16 protein-coding genes are annotated in these 19159 nt (G+C 72.0%); 3 read left to right on the top strand and 13 right to left on the bottom strand.

Annotated features, from left to right (window positions below):
* Window positions 1–62: 62 nt before the first annotated feature.
* The 9 genes from ACFVZH_RS32430 to ACFVZH_RS32470 all read right to left on the bottom strand — a co-directional run bounded on the left by ACFVZH_RS32430 (window position 63) and on the right by ACFVZH_RS32470 (window position 11901).
* A complete protein-coding gene (locus ACFVZH_RS32430; RefSeq protein WP_384902974.1) occupies window positions 63–1841 on the bottom strand; it encodes an IucA/IucC family protein in 1779 nt (592 codons plus the stop codon).
* The gene (locus ACFVZH_RS32435; RefSeq protein WP_384902976.1) at window positions 1838–2368 is read right to left on the bottom strand and encodes a GNAT family N-acetyltransferase; all 531 of its coding nucleotides are present in this window, start codon (window positions 2366–2368) and stop codon (window positions 1838–1840) included. Before ACFVZH_RS32435 ends, ACFVZH_RS32430 begins: the two co-directional genes overlap by 4 nt.
* Window positions 2365–3648: a lysine N(6)-hydroxylase/L-ornithine N(5)-oxygenase family protein gene (locus ACFVZH_RS32440; RefSeq protein ID WP_384902978.1), complete on the bottom strand. Its 1284-nt coding sequence runs from the start codon at window positions 3646–3648 to the stop codon at window positions 2365–2367. Before ACFVZH_RS32440 ends, ACFVZH_RS32435 begins: the two co-directional genes overlap by 4 nt.
* Window positions 3635–5074: a pyridoxal phosphate-dependent decarboxylase family protein gene (locus ACFVZH_RS32445; protein WP_384902980.1), complete on the bottom strand. Its 1440-nt coding sequence runs from the start codon at window positions 5072–5074 to the stop codon at window positions 3635–3637. The genes ACFVZH_RS32440 and ACFVZH_RS32445 overlap by 14 nt, the downstream gene beginning before the upstream one ends.
* Before the next feature lie 169 nt (window positions 5075–5243).
* Complete coding sequence (locus ACFVZH_RS32450; RefSeq protein ID WP_384902981.1) at window positions 5244–6092, bottom strand: siderophore-interacting protein; 849 nt, start codon at window positions 6090–6092, stop codon at window positions 5244–5246.
* A gap of 157 nt (window positions 6093–6249) precedes the next feature.
* The gene (locus ACFVZH_RS32455) at window positions 6250–7410 is read right to left on the bottom strand and encodes an acyl-CoA dehydrogenase family protein (protein ID WP_384902983.1); all 1161 of its coding nucleotides are present in this window, start codon (window positions 7408–7410) and stop codon (window positions 6250–6252) included.
* Window positions 7411–7418: 8 nt separating this feature from the next.
* Window positions 7419–8336, bottom strand: coding sequence for a hydroxymethylglutaryl-CoA lyase (locus ACFVZH_RS32460; protein ID WP_384903010.1), 918 nt, complete (start codon window positions 8334–8336; stop codon window positions 7419–7421).
* Between the two features lie 8 nt (window positions 8337–8344).
* Window positions 8345–10279, bottom strand: a complete 1935-nt coding sequence (locus tag ACFVZH_RS32465; RefSeq protein WP_384902985.1) for an acetyl/propionyl/methylcrotonyl-CoA carboxylase subunit alpha — start codon at window positions 10277–10279, stop codon at window positions 8345–8347.
* A gap of 14 nt (window positions 10280–10293) precedes the next feature.
* A complete protein-coding gene (locus ACFVZH_RS32470) occupies window positions 10294–11901 on the bottom strand; it encodes a carboxyl transferase domain-containing protein (RefSeq protein WP_384902987.1) in 1608 nt (535 codons plus the stop codon).
* A gap of 87 nt (window positions 11902–11988) precedes the next feature.
* Between ACFVZH_RS32470 and ACFVZH_RS32475 the strand changes: the two genes are divergently transcribed.
* Together ACFVZH_RS32475 and ACFVZH_RS32480 are read left to right on the top strand one after the other, a co-directional pair.
* The gene (locus ACFVZH_RS32475; protein ID WP_384902989.1) at window positions 11989–12585 is read left to right on the top strand and encodes a TetR/AcrR family transcriptional regulator; all 597 of its coding nucleotides are present in this window, start codon (window positions 11989–11991) and stop codon (window positions 12583–12585) included.
* 65 nt (window positions 12586–12650) lie between these two features.
* Window positions 12651–13424: a phosphatase gene (locus tag ACFVZH_RS32480; protein WP_384902991.1), complete on the top strand. Its 774-nt coding sequence runs from the start codon at window positions 12651–12653 to the stop codon at window positions 13422–13424.
* A gap of 5 nt (window positions 13425–13429) precedes the next feature.
* Here the strand turns inward: ACFVZH_RS32480 and ACFVZH_RS32485 are convergent, their stop codons facing one another.
* The 4 genes from ACFVZH_RS32485 to ACFVZH_RS32500 form a co-directional block, all read right to left on the bottom strand.
* On the bottom strand, window positions 13430–14398 hold the full coding sequence (locus ACFVZH_RS32485; protein WP_384902993.1) for a cation diffusion facilitator family transporter: 969 nt from the start codon (window positions 14396–14398) through the stop codon (window positions 13430–13432).
* A complete protein-coding gene (tesB, locus tag ACFVZH_RS32490; protein WP_384902994.1) occupies window positions 14395–15267 on the bottom strand; it encodes an acyl-CoA thioesterase II in 873 nt (290 codons plus the stop codon). The genes ACFVZH_RS32485 and tesB overlap by 4 nt, the downstream gene beginning before the upstream one ends.
* Window positions 15268–16425 carry an acyl-CoA dehydrogenase family protein gene (locus ACFVZH_RS32495; protein WP_384902996.1) on the bottom strand — a complete coding sequence of 386 codons (1158 nt, stop codon included), beginning with the start codon at window positions 16423–16425 and terminating at the stop codon, window positions 15268–15270.
* Window positions 16426–16506: 81 nt separating this feature from the next.
* The gene (locus ACFVZH_RS32500) at window positions 16507–17985 is read right to left on the bottom strand and encodes a PucR family transcriptional regulator ligand-binding domain-containing protein (protein WP_384902998.1); all 1479 of its coding nucleotides are present in this window, start codon (window positions 17983–17985) and stop codon (window positions 16507–16509) included.
* 118 nt (window positions 17986–18103) lie between these two features.
* On the opposite strand from ACFVZH_RS32500, the gene speB reads away from it, so the two are divergent.
* A complete protein-coding gene (gene speB / locus ACFVZH_RS32505) occupies window positions 18104–19081 on the top strand; it encodes an agmatinase (RefSeq protein WP_384903000.1) in 978 nt (325 codons plus the stop codon).
* The last annotated feature ends 78 nt before the right edge of the window (window positions 19082–19159 follow it).

Genomic DNA, 19159 nt, shown 5'->3' on the forward strand with positions numbered 1-19159 from the left:
TGTCCAGGGCATGACGACGGCCCCGGCGGAGGACCGTACTCCGCCGGGGCCGTGCCGGTCTCTCAGGCGAACCGCGCGATCGGGTTCACCAGGTCGCCGACGAGCTGGAGGGCCGCCGACGGGTCCGCCAGGTCGACCATCTGCCGGTTGTTGCGCAGCTGGAGGCGGTTGAGCGCGGAGAGCGCGAAGGTCTCCGCGAACATGTCGTACTGGGCGAACCGGTCCGACAGCTCCGGCTTGGCGTCCTGGTAGCCGCGCACGCACTGCGCGACCGTCCGCCAGAACGCGTCCTCGTCGAGGACGCCCTCCGCCGCCAGGGTCGCGCCCAGGAAGCGGAAGAAGCAGTCGAAGACGTCCGTGAAGACGGAGAGGAGCTTCATGTCCTCCGGGACCTCGGCGCGGACGCGCTCCACGGCCGGCGGCAGGACCGCCGCCGGGTCCATGACGACGATCTCCTCGGCGATGTCCTTGAAGATCGCGCGGGCGACCCGGCCGTGCTCGTCCAGGACGAGGATCACGTTCTCCCCGTGGGGCATGAACGCCAGGTCATAGGCGTAGAAGCTGTGCAGGACCGGCAGGAGATAGGCGTCCAGGTACCGGCGGAGCCAGGTGGTCGCCTCCTCGCCCGACTCCTTGATCAGGGCGCCCGCGAAGGACGCGCCCGCGTGGTCCACGTGGAGCAGCGAGGCCATCGTCGCGAGCCGCTCGCCCTCGGCCAGGGACGGGACGGGGGACTCGCGCCAGAGCGCGGCCAGCATCTTGCGGTAGGGGGAGTAGCGGTCGGTGGCGGCCTCGTACTCCAGGTGCCGGTAGCCGACGGCCGCCCGCTCGCGGATGATCGAGAAGCGGGCCGCCGCGAAGACGGAGTCCGACTCGATCAGCTGGTGCAGCCAGTCGTTGATGGCCGGGGTGGCCTCCATGTACGCCGCCGACAGACCCCGCATGAAGCCCATGTTGAGGACCGAGAGGGCCGTCTTGACGTAGTGCCGGGACGGGTCGGAGGTGTTGAAGAAGGTACGGATGGACTGCTGGGCCAGGTAGGCGTCGTCGCCCTCGCCCAGGTACACCAGGCGCTGCTGGGCGACCTCGGCGGCGAAGGTGACGGACAGCTTGTTCCACCACTGCCAGGGGTGCACCGGCATGAGCAGGTAGTCGGCGAGGTCCAGGCCGCGGGCGGCCAGGACCGCGGCGAAGCCGTCGACCGCCGGGTCGCCGAGCTCGGCGCGGACGAACGCGTCGTAGTCGATGTCCGCGCCGGCGGTGAAGGTGGCGCGGTCGCGGCGCGCGGCCAGCCAGATCAGGTGGATGGGGCTCGCGGCCTCGGGGGCGTACGCGCGGAACTCGTCGACGCCGAAGCCCAGCCGGCCGTTGTTGGCGACGAAGCAGGGGTGGCCCTCGGTCATGCCGGTCTCGATGGCCTGGAAGCCGGCGTGCGCCAGCTCGGCGGCGGTGACCGGCGGCTTGGTCGCCTTGTAGGCGGTGCCCGCCAGGGTGGAGGAGATCTCCTCCAGGTAGACCGGCAGGATCTCGTCGCTGAGGCCGAGGGAGCCGCGCAGGTCGGTGACGAAGACGAGCGCGTCGAGCGGGAGCTGCTCGTCGCCGCGGTGGCGGCTGATCGACTCGGCGTAGACCTGCCAGTGGTCGAGGGCGAACCGGTCGGCGGTGAAGCGGTACTCGGTCGTGCCGTCGTCGCTGAGGACCTGGTAGCGGCCCTCGCCCAGCTCCTGCGGGTTCAGCAGCCGCTCGTGGGCGAACTCGGCGAGGCCCTTGCGGATCAGGGCCCGGTTGGCGTCGGCCCAGCGCTCGGGGGTGAGGTGGGCGACGGGGTCGGTGAAGGTCATGCCGCCACCGCCACGGCGGCCTCGAACTGCGCGCGGGTGCAGAAGCTCAACAGGGCCTTCTTCTCGGGCTTCCGGATCTCGCGCTCCGGCACGAAGCCGACGGCCTCGTTCAGCGCGTGGACCGCCTTGTTGGAGACGTCCGGCTCGACGACGACCCGCTCGGTCGCCGGGTCGGCGAACAGCTCCGCCATCACGGCGGTGATCACGGTCCGGGTGAAGCCGTGCACGGGGGTGTCGGTGGGCGCGACGAGGAAGTGCATGCCGACGTCGCCGGGGAGCGGGTCGTACAGCCCGACCAGTTCGAGCCGCGACGGGTCGTAGCGCTCCATCAGGAAGGCCGGCTCGCCGTCGACCAGGCCGATGAAGGCGTCGTGGTGCGGGTGGGCGGTGATCGCCGTGTACTCGCGCTCGACGTCCTGGAGCGTCGCGCCCTGCATCATCCAGAAGGCGGCTTTCGGGTGGGTGACCCAGGGGTGGATCAGCCGGGCGTCCTTCGACGGGTCGAAGGGACGTATCTGGACGGTCATGCGGCGAACTCCTGGAAGGCGATGGTCTTCTCGACGGGGTAGTACTCGTATCCCAGCATCGCGCCGATGATGTACGCGTTGCGGTACGCCCCCATGCCGAGGTCGGGCGAGGTGATCGAGTGGGTGTGGACGCCGGCGTTCTGGAGGAAGACGCCCCGGCCCGTCGTGTCGATGGCGTAGTTGCGGGCCACGTCGAAGCGGCCCTGGCCGTCCCAGTTGAGGCGGTCGCGGACCGGCTCCAGGAAGGCGGGGACGGCGTACTTGTAGCCGGTGGCGAGGATCAGGCCCTCGGTCTCCAGGGTGAAGTCCTTCTCCTGCTCCTCCTGGCGGAAGCCGAGCGTGTACGTGCCGGTCGACTCCTCGTACGCGGCGGTGTGCAGCGCGGAGTTGGTGAGGAGCCGGGTGGGGACGGGGCCGTTCAGGTTCTTCTGGTAGAGCAGGTCGAAGATGGCGTCGATCAGTTCGCCGTCGATGCCCTTGAAGAGGCCCTTCTGCTGGGTCTCCAGGCGGTAGCGGGTCTGCTCGGGCAGCGCGTGGAAGTAGTCCACGTACTCCGGGGAGGTCATCTCCAGGGTGAGCTTGGTGTACTCCAGCGGGAAGAAGCGCGGGGAGCGGGTCACCCAGTTCAGCCGGTAGCCGTGGACGTCGATCTCGCTCAGGAGGTCGTAGTAGATCTCGGCGGCGCTCTGGCCGCTGCCGACCAGGGTGATGGACCTCTTCTTCTGGAGCTCCTCCTTGTTCGGGAGGTAGCGCGAGTTGTGGATCAGGTCGCCGCCCAGGTCCGCGCAGGTCTCGGGGACGTACGCGGGGGTGCCGGTGCCGAGGACGATCCGGCGCGAGCGGAACGTTTCGCCGGCCTCGGTGGTCACCGTGTAGACGTCGGCGTCCTCGTCGAACACGACGGTCGCGACGGTCGTCGAGAAGCGGACCGAGGAGAGCTTCCCGGCGGCCCAGCGGCAGTAGTCGTCGTACTCGGTCCGCAGCGGGTAGAAGTTCTCGCGGATGTAGAACGAGTACAGCCGGCCCTTCTCCTTCAGGTAGTTGAGGAAGGAGTACGGCGAGGTCGGGTCGGCCATCGTGACCAGGTCCGACATGAACGGGGTCTGGAGGTGGGCGCCTTCGAGGAACATCCCCGAGTGCCACTCGAAGTCCGGCTTCGACTCCAGGAAGAGGCCGTTCAGCTCGTCGATCGGCTCGGTCAGGCAGGCGAGTCCGAGATTGAACGGACCGAGCCCGATGCCGATGAAGTCGAGGATCTCAGGCGTCTCAGGCGTGGACAAGGTTCTCTCCCAGGTACTGCTCGGCGTGGCCGGCGATCAGATCGAGGACGGCGGCGATGTCGGCCGCGGTGGTCTCGGGGTTGAGCAAGGTGAACTTGAGGTACTGGCGGCCGTCGACCTTGGTCCCGGCGACGACGGCCTCGCCCGAGGCGAACAGGGCCTTGCGGGCGTGGAGGTTGGCCCGGTCGACGTCGGCGGCCGGGACGTCGCCCGCCGGGACGTACCGGTAGACCAGGGTGGAGAGCTGCGGCGCGACCACGACGTCGTAGCGCGGGTCGGCGGCGAGCAGCTCGAAGCCCTCCCGGGCCAGGTCGCAGACCTCGTCGAAGAGCTCGCCGACGCCGTCGGCGCCCATCACGCGCAGGGTCATCCAGAGCTTGAGCGCGTCGAAGCGGCGGGTCGTCTGGAGGGACTTGTCGACCTGGTTCGGTATCTGCTCCGCGACCGTCCGGCGGGGGTTCAGATAGTCCGCGTGGTAGGTCGCGTGGCGCAGGGTGGCGCCGTCGCGGACCAGGACGGCGGAGGAACTCACCGGCTGGAAGAAGGACTTGTGGTAGTCGACGGTGACCGAGTCGGCGCGCTCGATGCCGTCCAGGAGGTGCCGGCGGGTGAGGGAGGCGAGCAGGCCGCAGCCGTAGGCCGCGTCCACGTGCATCCAGGCGCCGTACTCCTGGGCCAGGGCGGCGATCTCGGGGAGCGGGTCGATGGAGCCGAAGTCGGTGGTGCCGGCGGTGGCGACGATCGCCATCGGGACGAGGCCCTCGGCGCGGCATGCCTCCAGTTCGGCGGCGAGGACGACGGACTGCATCCGCTTGTTCGCGTCGACCGGGATGGAGACGACGGCGTCCCGGCCCAGGCCGAGGAGGGTCGCCGACTTCTGGACGCTGAAGTGGCTGCACTCGGAGGAGAAGATGCGGAGCCTGGCCAGGTCGTCGGTCTTGGCCTCCTCGCGGGCCAGGAGCAGGGCCTGGAGGTTGGACTGCGTGCCCCCGCTGGTGAACACGCCGTCGGCGGCCGGGCCGAGGCCGATGCGGCCGGTCGTCCAGTCGATCAGTTTCCGCTCGATGAGGGTGCCGCCGGCGCTCTGGTCCCAGGTGTCGAGCGAGGAGTTGACGGCCGAGAGGACGGCCTCGCCGAGGACGGCGGGGATGACGACCGGGCAGTTGAGGTGGCCCAGGTAGCGGGGGTGGTGGAAGTAGACGGCGTCCCGGAGGTAGACGCTCTCCAGCTCGTCGAGGGCGGCGGAGGAGTCGCCGAGCGGCCGGTCGAGGTCGACGGCGTCGATGACGGGGGCGAGCTCGGCGGGCGTCACACCGGTGAAGGGGCCCCGCGTCGTGGCGAGTTTGCTCGCCACCCGCTCGACTCCTTCGGTGACGGAGCGCCGGTAGCTCTCCGCCGTGGTGTCGTTGAGCAGGTGGGAACGCATGTGGGGGCCCTTTCGGGAGGGAACGCTGAAGGGACGCTGAGGTCACGCTGAAGCGGAAGCGATCAACAACAGTTAGGTTAGCCTAACCTAATTTTACAGCGCAATGGCCCCCCAACCCCGAAGGGTCGGAGGGCCATTGCGCCCGGGAAGGCCGACGTCTTCCCGCCGTCTACGCGTCTTCCTGCGTCTCGTCCGGGACCTCGCGCAGGGCGTCCTCGGACAGCCCCTTGCGCCAGTAGCCGACGAACGTGACCCGGCGGCGGTCGAGCCCGAGGTCCCGCACGAAGTGCCGGCGCAGCGCTTTCACCGAACCGGACTCGCCCGCGATCCAGACGTACGGGGACGTGCCCGGCAGTTCCGTCCCGCGCACCGCGTCGACGGCGGACGGCGCCCCCTCCTCCTGGACGAGCCAGGTGACCGTGGCGTCCGCCTCGGTCGCCAGCTCCATCCGGTCGCCGGAGTAGGGCACTTCCAGGAACACCCGGGCGCGGGTCTCGGCCGGCAGCCACTCCAGGATCGCCGAGGCCGCCGGGAGGGCCGTCTCGTCCGCCCAGATCAGGACGGAGTCGGCATCCTCCGGGAGCCGGAAGCGGACACCCGTGTTGTCGGCGACCGCCGGCCCCAGGACGACCACCCGGTCGCCGGGCTCGGCGCGCCCGGCCCAGCGGCAGGCCGGGCCGCCGTCCTCGTGGAGGGCGAAGTCGATGTCGACCTCGTGGGGTTCGGTGCGCTGCTCGCGGACGGTGTACGAGCGCATGACGGCCCGCTCGTCGTCGGGCATCGCCCGCCAGGCGCCCAGGATCGCGTACATGTACGGGTCGTCCAGCGGCGGCAGGACCGGCGCCTCCTGGCCGGGGTGCGGCAGGAAGAGGGAGAGTGACTGGTCCCGGCCCCCGGCGGCGAAGTCCTTCAGGTCGTCCCCGGTGAAGGTGACGCGGACCAGGGACGGGCCGAGGCGCCGTGTCCGGTCGACCTGGAGGGAGAAGAACTGGAAGGGGGCGGTGTCGGCGTTCGTCATGGGGGCGGGGCACCTTCTCGGTACGGGCAGGGTTGCTCCGGACGGGATGCAAGGTAGGTTAGCCTAACCTACTATCGATCAGTAGGGGCGGGGTGCCCCGCGGCACGACGAAGCCCGCCGCCCCGAGGGGGACGACGGGCTCGACTCGCGGACCGGATCAGGCCGGGAGGCCCAACTCCCGCGCGATCAGCATCCGCTGGACCTCGCTGGTGCCCTCGCCGATCTCCAGGATCTTCGAGTCGCGCCACATCCGGGCCACCGGGTACTCGTTCATGAAGCCGTAGCCGCCGTGGATCTGCGTGGCGTCACGGGCGTTGTCCACGGCCACCGTGGAGGAGTACAGCTTCGCGATCGCCGCCTCCTTCTTGAACGGCTCGCCGAGGACCAGCCGCGAGGCCGCGTCCCGCCAGCCGATCCGCGCCATGTGGGCCTTCGTCTCCATGTCGGCGATCTTGAACTGGATGGCCTGGTTGTCGCCGATCGGACGGCCGAACGCGTGGCGCTCGTGCGCGTACTTCACCGACTCGTCCACACAGCCCTGCGCCAGCCCCGTCGCCAGCGCCGCGATCGCGACCCGGCCCTCGTCCAGGATCCGCAGGAACTGCGCGTAGCCGCGGCCCTCCTCGCCGAGCAGGTTCCCCACCGGGACGCGCACGTCGTCGAAGGACAGCTCACGGGTGTCCGAGGCGTTCCAGCCGACCTTCGAGTACGGAGCGGCGACCGTGAAGCCCGGCGTACCGGACGGCACGATGATCGAGGAGATCAGCGGACGCCCGTCCGGCTTGCGGCCGGTGACCGCCGTGACCGTCACCAGACCCGTGATGTCCGTACCCGAGTTGGTGATGAAGCACTTCGAGCCGTTGATCACCCAGTGGTCGCCGTCCCGCACGGCCGTCGTCCGGGTGCCGCCGGCGTCCGAACCGGCGCCCGGCTCCGTCAGGCCGAACGCGCCGAGCAGCTCGCCCGAGCAGAGCCGCGGCAGCCACTCCCGCTTCTGCTCCTCCGTACCGAAGCGGAACACGGGCATCGCGCCGAGCGAGACACCCGCCTCCAGCGTGATGGCCACCGAGGAGTCGACCCGGGCCAGCTCCTCCAGGGCGATGCCGAGGGCGAGGTAGTCGCCGCCCATGCCGCCGTACTCCTCCGGGAACGGCAGCCCGAACAGGCCCATCCGGCCCATCTCGCGGACGATCTCGTACGGGAACTCGTGCCGCTCGTAGTAGTCGCCGATCTTCGGGGCGACGACGTCGTGCGCGAACGCCTCGACAGTGCGGCGGAGTTCCTCGTGCTCTTCGGTGAGCCGGTGGTCGAGGGACATGGGTTTCGTCACTCCTTGTGGGAGAGGGCACGGACGGTACGGGACGGGCTGGGGCGGCCCAGTTGTTCGGCCATCCACCCGCTCGTGGCGGTGAGGGCGGCCAGATCGACCCCGGTCTCGATACCGAGACCGTCGAGCATCCACACGAGATCCTCGGTGGCGAGATTGCCGGTCGCGCTCTTCGCGTACGGGCAGCCGCCGAGGCCGCCGGCGGAGGCGTCGACCGTGGTCACCCCGTGCCGCAGCGCGGCCAGGGTGTTGGACAGGGCCTGCCCGTACGTGTCGTGGAAGTGCACGGCGATACGGGAGGTGGGGACCCCGGCGTCGTTCAGCGCCGTCAGGAGGGCGCCGACATGGCCGGGGGTGGCGACACCGATCGTGTCGCCGAGGCTCAGCTCGTCACAGCCCATCTCGGCCAGGGCCTTGGTGACCCGGACGACCTGCTCGATCGGCACGGCCCCCTCCCAGGGGTCGCCGAAGCACATCGAGAGATAGCCGCGGACCCGGAGCCCGGCCTCTATGGCCCGGGTGACGGTCGGCGCGAACAGCGCGAGCGCCTCGTCGACCGTCCGGTTGAGGTTGGCCTTCGCGAAGGACTCGGTGGCGGAGCCGAACACGGCGATCTCCCGGACGCCGAGCGCGAGCGCCCGGTCCAGGCCGCGCTCGTTCGGCACCAGCACCGGGAGCCGCACCGGAAGATCCCGGACCAGCGGGAACAGCTCCTCCGCGTCCGCCAGCTGGGGCACCCACTTCGGGTGCACGAAACTGGTCGCCTCCACGGTCGTCAGCCCCGCGGCGGCCAGCCGCCGGACGAACTCCGCCTTCACGGCGGTCGGCACCGACGTCTTCTCGTTCTGCAGCCCGTCCCGCGCCCCGACCTCGTGGATCCGGACCCGGGCGGGGAGAGAGGGATCCCTCACGGTCATCGGCAGGCTCACGCGTCCTCCTCCTCGCGGGGCGTCACCACGGCAAGGATCTGGTCCATGGCGACGGTGGTGCCGGGCGTGACGTCCAGCTCGGTGACGGTGCCGGCGTGCGGGGCGGAGATGACGTGCTCCATCTTCATCGCCTCCACCACGAGCAGGCTCTGCCCGGCCTCGACCTCGTCCCCGACCGCCACCTTCACGACGGTCACGGTCCCCGGCATCGGCGCCGCGAGCGTGTCCGCGCCCCCGTGCCTCGCCCCGCTGAGCGCGGCCTCGACGGGGTCGTGGTCCAGCACGTGCCAGGAGTCGCCGTCCCGGCCGAGCCAGCCGCCGGCCCGCCGGAAGTGATGGGTGATCCCGTCCACCGTCACCGTCACCGCGGTGTCGGTGACCCGCCCGCCGGCGGGCGCGTCCACCGTGACGGGTTCGAGCCCCGACACCCGGACCGGGAACGCCAGGGGCTTCGGCGTGCCGCCGAGGCGGAAGCCGTCCGGCACCGAGAACGGGTCCGTCCAGCCCTCCCGGGGCTCCGGGGTCAGCGCCGCGCGCCGTACGGCCGCCGCCGCCGCGTACACCTCGTCCGGGACGCCGGACGGGACCAGGCTGTCCGCGTCCCGCTCGACCAGCCCGGTGTCCAGCCGGCCGGCGACGACGTCCGGATGGGCCAGGAGACGACGCAGGAAGCCGGCGTTCGTGGGGACGCCGAGGGTGACGGTGGAGGCGAGGGCGGCGCGCAGCTTGCGCAGGGCCGCCTCGCGGGTGGGCGCGTGCACGATGACCTTGGAGAGCATCGGGTCGTACAGGGAGGAGACCTCGGTCCCCTCGGACAGGCCCGAGTCGGTGCGGACACCGTCGCCCTGCGGCTCGTGCAGGGAGAGGACCGTGCCGCCGGAGGGCAGGAAGCCCCGGGACGGGTCCTCCGCGCAGACCCGGGCCTCGATCGCCCAGCCGTCCAGACGGATGTCGTCCTGGGCGAAGGGGAGCGGCTCGCCCGCCGCCACCCGCAGCTGCCACTCCACCAGGTCGACGCCCGTGACGAGCTCGGTGACCGGGTGCTCGACCTGGAGACGGGTGTTCATCTCCATGAAGTAGTACGAGGAGGGGTCGCCGCCGGGGACGATGAACTCGACGGTGCCCGCGCCGACATAGCCGCAGGAGCGCGCCGCCTCGACCGCCGCGGCGCCCATCGACGCGCGGATCTCCGGGGTGAGGAGGACGCTGGGCGCCTCCTCGATGATCTTCTGGTGGCGGCGCTGGAGGGAGCACTCGCGCTCGCCGAGGTGGATCACGTTGCCGTGGGTGTCCGCCAGGACCTGGATCTCGATGTGCCGGGGGCGGTCGATCCACCGCTCCACGAGCAGGGTGTCGTCGCCGAACGAGGAACGGGCCTCGCGGCGGGCCGCCGCGATCTCGTCCGTCAGGACCGAGAGGTCCCGGACGAGCCGCATGCCCTTGCCGCCGCCGCCCGCGCTGGGCTTGAGCAGGACGGGGGCGCCCAGTTCGCGGGCGGCCGCCTCCAGCTCGGGGTCGGCGGCGCCCGGCACGACCGGGACGCCCGCCGCCTTCACGGTCGCCTTCGCGCGGATCTTGTCGCCCATGAGGGAGATCGCCGCGGCGGTGGGGCCGATGAAGACCAGACCGGCGTCGGCGCACGCCTGCGCGAAGCCGGCGTTCTCGGCGAGGAAGCCGTAGCCGGGGTGGACGGCCTGCGCACCGGTGCGGCGGGCCGCGTCGAGCAGCGCCGGCACGGACAGATACGACTCCGCGGCCGGCGGCGGACCGATCCGTACGGCCGTGTCCGCCTCCCGTACGTGCCGGGCGTCGGCGTCCGCGTCGCTGTAGACGGCCACGGAGCGCACGCCCATCTCCCGCAGGGTGCGGATGACGCGGACGGCGATCTCGCCCCGGTTGGCCACGAGGACGGTGTCGAACATGCTCTGCATCTTCTGGGGGCCCTTCACATCCGGAAGACGCCGAACTGGGGGTCACCCAGGGGCGCGTTGGCACAGGCGGTCAGGGCGAGGCCGAGGACCTGACGGGTCTCCATCGGGTCGATGACGCCGTCGTCCCACAGTCGGGCGGTCGCGTAGTAGGCGTTGCCCTGGCTCTCGTACTGCTCGCGGATCGGGGCCTTGAACGCCTCCTCCTCCGCCGCGCTCCACTCGTCGCCGAGCTGGTCGCGCTTGACGGTCGCGAGGACGGACGCGGCCTGCTCGCCGCCCATGACCGAGATCTTGGCGTTCGGCCACATCCACAGGAAGCGGGGGGAGTACGCCCGGCCGCACATCGAGTAGTTGCCCGCGCCGTACGAGCCGCCGACGACGACCGTCAGCTTCGGGACCCGGGTGGTGGCCACGGCCGTCACCATCTTGGCGCCGTGCTTGGCGATGCCGCCGTGCTCGTACGCCTTGCCGACCATGAAGCCCGTGATGTTCTGGAGGAACACCAGCGGGATGCCCCGCTGGTCGCACAGCTCGATGAAGTGGGCGCCCTTCTGGGCGGACTCCGCGAACAGGATGCCGTTGTTGGCGACGATGCCCACCGGGTGGCCGTGGATCCGCGCGAAGCCGGTGATCAGCGTCTGCCCGTACTCGGACTTGAACTCCTGGAAGCGGGAGCCGTCCACGACCCGGGCGATGACCTCCCGCACGTCGTACGGGGTGCGCGAGTCCACCGGCACCGCGCCGTACAGCCCGTACGGGTCGACCTTGGGCTCCTCGGCCGGCTCGACCGACCACGGCAGCGGGCCGCGCTCGGGCAGGGTGGCGACGATGTTCCGGACGATGCGCAGGGCGTGGGCGTCGTCCTCCGCCAGATGGTCGGTGACGCCGGAGATCCGCGAGTGGACCTCGCCGCCGCCCAGCTCCTCGGCGGTGACGACCTCGCCGGTCGCCGCCTTCACCAGCGGCGGGCCGCCCAGGAAGATCGTGCCCTGGTCCCGCACGATCACGGCCTCGTCGCTCATCGCCGGGACGTACGCGCCGCCCGCCGTGCACGAGCCCATGACCGCCGCGATCTGCGGGATGCCCGCGCCGGACATCCGGGCCTGGTTGAAGAAGATCCGGCCGAAGTGCTCCCGGTCGGGGAAGACCTCGTCCTGCATCGGCAGGAAGGCGCCGCCCGAGTCGACCAGGTACAGGCAGGGGAGACGATTCTCCAGCGCCACCTCCTGGGCCCTCAGGTGCTTCTTCACCGTCATCGGGTAGTACGTGCCGCCCTTGACGGTCGCGTCGTTGGCGACGATCACGCACTCGCGGCCGGAGACCCGGCCGATGCCCGCGATGACACCGGCGGCCGGGGCCTGCCCGCCGTACATGCCGTCCGCCGCGAGCGGGGCCAGCTCCAGGAAGGGCGAGCCCGGGTCGAGGAGGGTGTCCACCCGGTCCCGAGGCAGCAGCTTCCCGCGCGCGGTGTGCCGGGCCCGGGACTTCTCACCGCCACCCAGGGCGGCCGCCGCGAGCTTGGCGCGCAGGGTCGCCGCCAGCTCGTGATGGGCCGCCTCATTGGCCTGCCAGGCCGCGGACGCGGGGTCCGCCGCGCTCGTCAGCACAGGTGCCTGCTGCATCCCTCGAGCTCCCTTGCTCGGTTAATGAGCGTTAACGTATATCGCTCAGGTTAACGACCGCTAACGGGGTTGTCTAGAATCGAATCCATGACCACGACCCCGATGGCCACCGGCAGGACCGATGCCCCGACGCGGCGCGAGCAGATCCTCAGGGAAGCCGCCCGCCTCTTCGCGGCGCGCGGCTTCCACGGCGTCGGCGTCGACGAGATAGGAGCCGCCGTCGGCATCAGCGGGCCCGGCCTCTACCGCCACTTCCCCGGCAAGGACGCGATGCTCGCCGAACTGCTCGTCGGCATCAGCGAGCGCCTCCTCGACGGCGGCCGCCTGCGCGTCGGCGAAGCGGACGGCGACCCCGCCGCCCTGCTCGGCTCCCTCATCGACGGGCACATCGACTTCGCCCTCGACGACCGGCCGCTGATCACCCTCCACGACCGCGAGCTCGACCGGCTCAAGGACGAGGACCGCAAGCGGGTCCGCCAGCTCCAGCGCCAGTACGTGGAACTCTGGGTGACCGCGGTCCGCGAACTCCACCCCGGCGCCGGGGAATCCGAGGCCAGGACCGCCGTCCACGCCGTCTTCGGCCTGCTCAACTCGACCCCCCACCTGGCCGCGCTGGGCCGCGGACCCATGGAGGACCTCCTGCGGCGGCTGGCCCACGGGGCGTTCGGCGCGCTGGGCGGCTGACACCCACCGGTCCACGGGCCGGAACCGGTTGCCCGGGACATCCGGCGCTCGGACAGAATGGCCCCATGCCGATACTCAGCCGCCCCGCCCTTGTCGAGCACCTCGTCCGCACCCGGATCGCGGGAGACGTCGCCACACCGCGCGACAACAACCTCTCCCACTACCGCAAGCTCGCCAACGGCGACCGGCACTACTGGCTCGGCCTCGAACTCGGCGACCGCTGGACCGACGAACAGGACGTGCTCGCCGTCATGGCCGAGCGCTGCGGCGTCGTCGACGATCCCGCCCACCGCGCCGGCCAGGACACCATCGACCCCGAGCTGACCGTCGACGCCCTCGACCGGATGGCCGCCCGGCTGCGCAAGGCCGCCGCCGCCAAGGAACGCGTCCTCTTCGCGACCGGCCACCCCGGCGCCCTCATCGACGTCCACAGCCGCGTCGCCGCCGCGCTGCGCGCCCGCGGCTGCGACATCGTCCGCATCCCCGGCGGACTGATCGCCGACGAGGGATACGTCGTCCAGTTCGCCGACGTCGCCGTCTTCGAACGCGGGGCCAGCCTCTGGCACACCCACTCCCCGGAACCGATGAACGCGATCCTCGACGCGCTCGGCGAGGGCGGGCGGCCCGACCTCGTCATCGCCGACCACGGCTGGGCGGGGCGGGCGGGGCAGCGGGGCATCGACTCCGTCGGCTACGCGGACTGCAACGACCCCGCCCTCTTCATCGGCGAGGCCGAGGGCACCATGCAGGTCACCATCCCCCTCGACGACCACGTCGTCGACCCGCGCTTCTACGAGCCGATGACCGCCTACACCCTGGACGCGGCGGGCCTCGCCTGACGGGCCTACTCCGGCGGCCCGTTCCGCCGCTGCTCCACGCCCGGCGTCGGGTCGAGGTAGACGCGGCGGATCGAGGGGAAGCGTTCGCGGAGCTGCTCCTCGGCGTCCTCGCACGCCCACTCGACCTGCGCGGCCGAGGAGACGTCCCGGAAGTCGACCTTCGCCGCGATCAGGACCTCGCCGGGCCCTTGGATGAGCGTCGTCAGGTCGATGACGTCCACGATGTGCGGGACGGAGAGCAGTTCCTCGCGGACCTCGGCCCGCAGGTGCTTCGGGAGCGGCCGGCCGATGAGGAGTTCGGCGTTGGAGCGGCCGAGGACCCAGGCCACGTACACGAGCAGCGCGCCGATGAGGATGGAGGCGACGCCGTCCCAGACGCTGGAGCCGGTGATCTGGACGCCGAGGAGGCCGCCGGCCGCCAGCATGAGTCCGGCGAGGGCGGCGGAGTCCTCCATGACGACGGCCTTGACGGTGGTGTCGGGGGTGAGCCGCAGGTAGCGGGTGAAGGGGGCCTGTGCCCGTTCCGCCTCGGCCTTGACCTGCTGGATGCCGGTCCGGAGGGAGAAGCCCTCCAGTACGAAGGAGACGGCGAGGACGATGTAGGAGATCGTCGGGTCGCCGAGTTCCTCGCCGTGGGCGAGGGTGTGGATGCCGTCGTAGACGGAGAAGACGGCGCCGCCGACGAAGGTGGCGACGGCGGCGAGCAGGGCCCAGACGTACCGTTCGCCCGCGTAGCCGACGGGGTGGTCCTCGTCGGCCGGCTTGTCGCTGCGCTTGAGCGCGGTGAGCAGCATGACCTCGGTGACGGTGTCGGCGACCGAGTGGGCGGCCTCCGAGAGCATCGCGCTGGATCCGCTGACGATGCCGGCGACGGCTTTGGCGGCGGCGATCCCCAGGTTCGCCGCCGCCGCCACGATCACCGTGGACGTGCTCTCGCTCTGTTCCGCCATGGATCGGACGGTATGTCCGGTCATCGGCGCGGAACGCGAACGACACCCTCCTGGATCACCGAGATCGCGAGCCTGCCGTCCTGCGTCCAGATCCGGGCCTGGCCGAGGCCGCGGCCGGCGGAGGCGGACGGCGACTCCTGGTCGTACAGGAGCCATTCGTCGGCGCGGAAGGGCCGGTGGAACCACATCGCGTGGTCGAGGGAGGCCCCGACCACGTCGCCGACGGCCCAGCCGCCCCGCCCGTGCGCGAGCAGGACGGAGTCGAGCAGCGTCATGTCGGAGACGTACGTCGCCAGGCAGACGTGCAGCAGGTGGTCGTCGGCGAGTTTGCCGTTGGTGCGGAACCACACCTGGGAGCGCGGTTCGCGGCGCTCCCCGACCGAGCCCCAGGGCGGGGTGTCGGCGTACCGCAGGTCGACCGCGGCCCGTGCCTCGACGAGCCGGTCCGCGACCTCCTGCGGCAGGTGCCGGGGGAGCATCTCGGCGGCCGTCGGCAAGGACTCCGGGTCCGGCGCGGCCGGCATGGGGTCCTGGTGGTCGAGCCCCTCCTCGTACGCCTGGAAGGAGGCGGAGAGGTGGAAGATCGGGTGGCCGTGCTGGACGGCGACGACGCGGCGGGTGGTGAAGGACCGGCCGTCGCGGATGCGGTCGACCGTGTAGACGATCGGCGCGCCGGGGTCGCCGGGCCGCAGGAAGTACGCGTGCAGGGAGTGCGCGAGGCGGTCCTCGGGCACGGTGCGGCCCGCGGCCACCAGCGCCTGGGCGGCCACCTGGCCGCCGAAGACGCGGGGGACGATCGAGGTGCGGGACTCGCCCCGGAAGATGTCCTGCTCGATCCGCTCCAGATCGAGCAGATCGAGCAGGTCATCCAGTGCCGTGTGCGAAGGGGGCACTTACAGGCCCATCGACTTGGCGATGATCGACTTCATGATCTCGCTGGTGCCGCCGTAGATGCGGTTGACGCGGTTGTCGGCGTACAGGCGGGCGATCGGGTACTCGTTCATGTAGCCGTAGCCGCCGTGCAGCTGGAGGCAGCGGTCGATGACGCGGTGCGCGACCTCGGTGCAGAAGAGCTTGGCGCTCGCGGCCTCGGCCGGGGACAGCTCGCCCGCGTCCAGGGCCTCCAGGGCGCGGTCGGCGACGGCCTCGGCGGCGTCGACCTCGGCCTGGCAGGCGGCCAGTTCGAACTTGGTGTTCTGGAAGGACGCGACCGGCTTGCCGAAGACCGTGCGGTCGGTGACGTACTGCTGGGCGAACCGGACGGCGGCCTTGGCCTGCGCGTACGCGCCGAAGGCGATGCCCCAGCGCTCGGAGGCGAGGTTGTGGCCGAGGTAGTAGAAGCCCTTGCCCTCCTCGCCGAGCAGGTCCTCGACGGGCACCTTGACGTCGACGAAGGCCAGCTCGGCCGTGTCGGAGGTGCGCAGGCCGAGCTTGTCCAGCTTGCGGCCGATGGAGTAGCCCTCGGACTTGGTGTCCACGGCGAAGAGGGAGATGCCGAAGCGGCGGTCCTCGGCCGAGGGGGCGGAGGTGCGGGCGCAGACGATCACGCGGTCGGCGTGGACGCCGCCGGTGATGAAGGTCTTGGAGCCGTTGAGGACGTAGTGGGTGCCGTCCTCGGAGAGCTTGGCGGTGGTCTTCATGCCCGCGACGTCGGAGCCGGTGCCCGGCTCGGTCATGGCGAGCGCCCACATCTCCTCGCCGGTGACGAACTTCGGCAGGAAGCGCTTCTTCTGCTCGTCGGTGGAGAGCATCTTGATGTACGGCAGGGCGAGCAGCACGTGGACGCCGGAGCCGCCGAACTGGACGCCCGCGCGCGAGGTCTCCTCGTACAGGACGGCCTCGAACTTGTGGGTGTCCAGACCCGCGCCGCCGAACTCCTCGGGCACGTTGATGCCGAAGATGCCCAGCTCGCCGAGCTTGTCGTAGAACTCGCGCGGCGCCTGGCCCGCGGCGAACCACTCGTCGTAGACCGGGACGACCTCGGCTTCGATGAAGGCGCGGATGGTCTCCCGGAACGCCTCGTGGTCCTCGTTGAATACGGTACGGCGCACGGTGCGACTCCTCCGGTGTGCGGGGCGGGCCCAGCTGTCTAAGCGCTTGCTCAGGGGTGTGGGTACGAAGTTACCGACCAGTCAACCCCTCTGTCCAGCGTTCGGCGCCGAGTGCAATGCGAACCACAGCTCCATCCGTACGTCCGGATCGTCCAGATCCCGGTCGAGGAGCGCGGCGCAGCGGGCGATCCGCTGCCGGACCGTGTTCCGGTGCAGGCCGGTCGCCACCGCCGTCCGGTCCCAGCCGCCGTGCAGGGAGAGCCAGACCCGGAGGGTCTCGGTGAGGGGTTCGCCGAGCGGGGCCAGCACGCCCCGGGCGTACGCGGCGGCCTCGTCCCGGTCCACCAGGCCGGCCAGGCCGTTCTCCCGGTGCCGCACCAGAGCCGCCCGGGTGGCCTCCGCCCGGCTCAGCGCCCGCGCCGCCTGCGCCTCCCCGGCGGCCAGCTCCGCCGCCCCGACGGGCGCGCCGACCCCGAGCGTCCACCCCGGCTGGGCGGCCACCTCGACCGAGGCGGGCAGCAGCAGCCGAACGGTGCCCGGGCCCGGACCGGGGCCGGTCTCCGGGCCCGGGCCCGCGTCCACCAGCGGGGTGCCCAGCGCCGCCGCGAGCGAGGCCGCCGCGAAGGGGGTGCCGTCGCCGCCGCGGGCGTGGACGACCGTCCAGGGGCCGTCGCCGAGGGAGGCGGCGACGTCCGCCGGGGCCGCGCCGAGGAGGAGCCGGACCAGCGCCCCGTCCCGTACGGCCGCGTCCGCGCCGCGGTGCGGGGCGGTCAGGAGGGAGAGCAGGACGACGGCGACGCCCGCGATCGTGTGGTCGCCGGAGCCGCGCCGCTCCGTCGCCACCCCGAGCGTCAGCCCGTCCCCGCCGCCCAGCGCGTACGCGGCGAGCCGCAGCCCGCCCCCGTCGCCGCTCGCCGACGCGGGCCCGCCCGGGCGCGGGCCGAGGACCCCGGCCAGCTCGCGCAGGGCCCGCGCCGCCCCCGCCGGGACCTCCCGGCCGGCGGCCGCCGACTCCGTGCCGTCCGCCCCGAAGAGCACCGCCCGTCCCGCGAGCCGGGAGGCGAGGGCGCCGAGCACCGCGGGGACGGGGGCGGGCCGGGCGGCGGCGGCCGCGAGGGACTGCTGCGCCTCGGTCACCCGGCGCAGTTCGCGCAGCCTGGCCTCGGCCATCAGCCGCCACAGCGCCCGGGCCACCGCCGTGAACGGCGTCCTCGGCGGCACCTCGACCAGCGGCAGACCCTCGGCCGCGCACGCCTCCACGAGCTCCGGCGGCACCGTGTCGTAGACCGGTGTCACGCCGAACGCGAGCGCCGCCGCCCCCGCCTGCGCCACCCGCCGCACGTAGTGCGCCGGGTCGGCGAGCTGCACGCCCGCCGTCATGAGCAGCTCGCCGCCGAGGAGATACGGATAGGGGTCGGCCATCTCCGAGGTGTGCACCCAGTGCAGCGGCACGTCGTCGGGCCCGGCGAGCAGCCGCAGCCCCAGCTCCCCGCGGGCGAGCAGCTCGGCGAGCGGAACCGGTGGGGCGGGGGGAGTGGGGGAGCCGTCCGCGGTGGTCATGAGCTGGACCCTTCGTACATCACACGCCCGTACAGTGGAGGAAACGTACACTTCAATGTCGCTTTCGGGCGACTTACGGTCGAGCCGGACCCAACGACACCCCAGGAGGACCCCGGCCATGAGCAGCAGCGACCAGAACACCCCGCGCGGCCCGATCGACTCGTCCCGCGTCCCGCGGTACGCCGGTCCCGCGACGTTCGCCCGCCTGCCGCGACTCGACGAGGTCGGCACCGCCGACATCGCCGTGGTCGGCGTCCCCTTCGACAGCGGTGTCTCCTACCGGCCCGGCGCCCGCTTCGGCGGCAACGCCATCCGCGAGGCATCCCGCCTGCTGCGCCCGTACAACCCGGCGCAGGACGCCTCCCCGTTCGCCCTCGCCCAGGTCGCGGACGCCGGCGACATCGCCGCCAACCCGTTCAACATCCACGAGGCCGTCGAGACCATCGAGGCCGCCGCCGACGACCTCCTCGGCACCGGCGCCCGGATGATGACCCTCGGCGGCGACCACACCATCGCGCTGCCCCTGCTGCGCTCCGTCGCCAAGAAGCACGGCCCGGTCGCCCTGCTCCACTTCGACGCGCACCTCGACACCTGGGACACCTACTTCGGCGCCGAGTACACCCACGGCACCCCGTTCCGCCGGGCCGTCGAGGAGGGCATCCTCGACACCTCCGCCCTCTCCCACGTCGGTACCCGCGGCCCGCTCTACGGCAAGCAGGACCTCACCGACGACGAGAAGCTCGGCTTCGGCATCGTCACCTCGTCCGACGTCTACCGGCGCGGCGCCGACGAGGTCGCCGACCAGCTGCGCCAGCGCATCGGCGACCGCCCGCTGTACATCTCCATCGACATCGACTGCCTCGACCCGGCCCACGCGCCCGGCACCGGCACCCCCGAGGCCGGCGGCATGACCTCCCGCGAGCTCCTGGAGATCCTGCGCGGCCTCTCCTCCTGCAACCTCGTCTCCGCCGACGTCGTCGAGGTCGCCCCGGCCTACGACCACGCGGAGATCACCGCCGTCGCCGCCTCGCACACCGCCTACGAGCTGACGACGATCATGTCCCGCCAGATCGCGGAGAGCCGCACGGCGAAGTAACCTCCCGGGTCGGGGGGGGGGGGGGGGGGGGGCCCCGCGCCCCGCCGCCACCGGACCCGCCCCCCCCCCCGCCCCCAC

Origin of the sequence: Streptomyces sp. NPDC059534, assembly GCF_042743475.1 — a bacterium.
GTDB lineage: Bacteria > Actinomycetota > Actinomycetes > Streptomycetales > Streptomycetaceae > Streptomyces.

Excerpts from the sequence above, each read along its gene's own strand:
- ACFVZH_RS32430 (WP_384902974.1), bottom strand. The coding sequence starts at position 1,841 with ATGACCTTCACCGACCCCGTCGCCCACCTCACCCCCGAGCGCTGGGCC.
- ACFVZH_RS32435 (WP_384902976.1), bottom strand. The coding sequence starts at position 2,368 with ATGACCGTCCAGATACGTCCCTTCGACCCGTCGAAGGACGCCCGGCTG.
- ACFVZH_RS32445 (WP_384902980.1), bottom strand. The coding sequence starts at position 5,074 with ATGCGTTCCCACCTGCTCAACGACACCACGGCGGAGAGCTACCGGCGC.
- ACFVZH_RS32450 (WP_384902981.1), bottom strand. The coding sequence starts at position 6,092 with ATGACGAACGCCGACACCGCCCCCTTCCAGTTCTTCTCCCTCCAGGTC.
- ACFVZH_RS32455 (WP_384902983.1), bottom strand. The coding sequence starts at position 7,410 with ATGTCCCTCGACCACCGGCTCACCGAAGAGCACGAGGAACTCCGCCGC.
- ACFVZH_RS32460 (WP_384903010.1), bottom strand. The coding sequence starts at position 8,336 with ATGACCGTGAGGGATCCCTCTCTCCCCGCCCGGGTCCGGATCCACGAG.
- ACFVZH_RS32465 (WP_384902985.1), bottom strand. The coding sequence starts at position 10,279 with ATGCAGAGCATGTTCGACACCGTCCTCGTGGCCAACCGGGGCGAGATC.
- ACFVZH_RS32470 (WP_384902987.1), bottom strand. The coding sequence starts at position 11,901 with ATGCAGCAGGCACCTGTGCTGACGAGCGCGGCGGACCCCGCGTCCGCG.
- ACFVZH_RS32475 (WP_384902989.1), top strand. The coding sequence starts at position 11,989 with ATGACCACGACCCCGATGGCCACCGGCAGGACCGATGCCCCGACGCGG.
- ACFVZH_RS32480 (WP_384902991.1), top strand. The coding sequence starts at position 12,651 with ATGCCGATACTCAGCCGCCCCGCCCTTGTCGAGCACCTCGTCCGCACC.
- ACFVZH_RS32485 (WP_384902993.1), bottom strand. The coding sequence starts at position 14,398 with ATGACCGGACATACCGTCCGATCCATGGCGGAACAGAGCGAGAGCACG.
- ACFVZH_RS32500 (WP_384902998.1), bottom strand. The coding sequence starts at position 17,985 with ATGACCACCGCGGACGGCTCCCCCACTCCCCCCGCCCCACCGGTTCCG.
- speB (WP_384903000.1), top strand. The coding sequence starts at position 18,104 with ATGAGCAGCAGCGACCAGAACACCCCGCGCGGCCCGATCGACTCGTCC.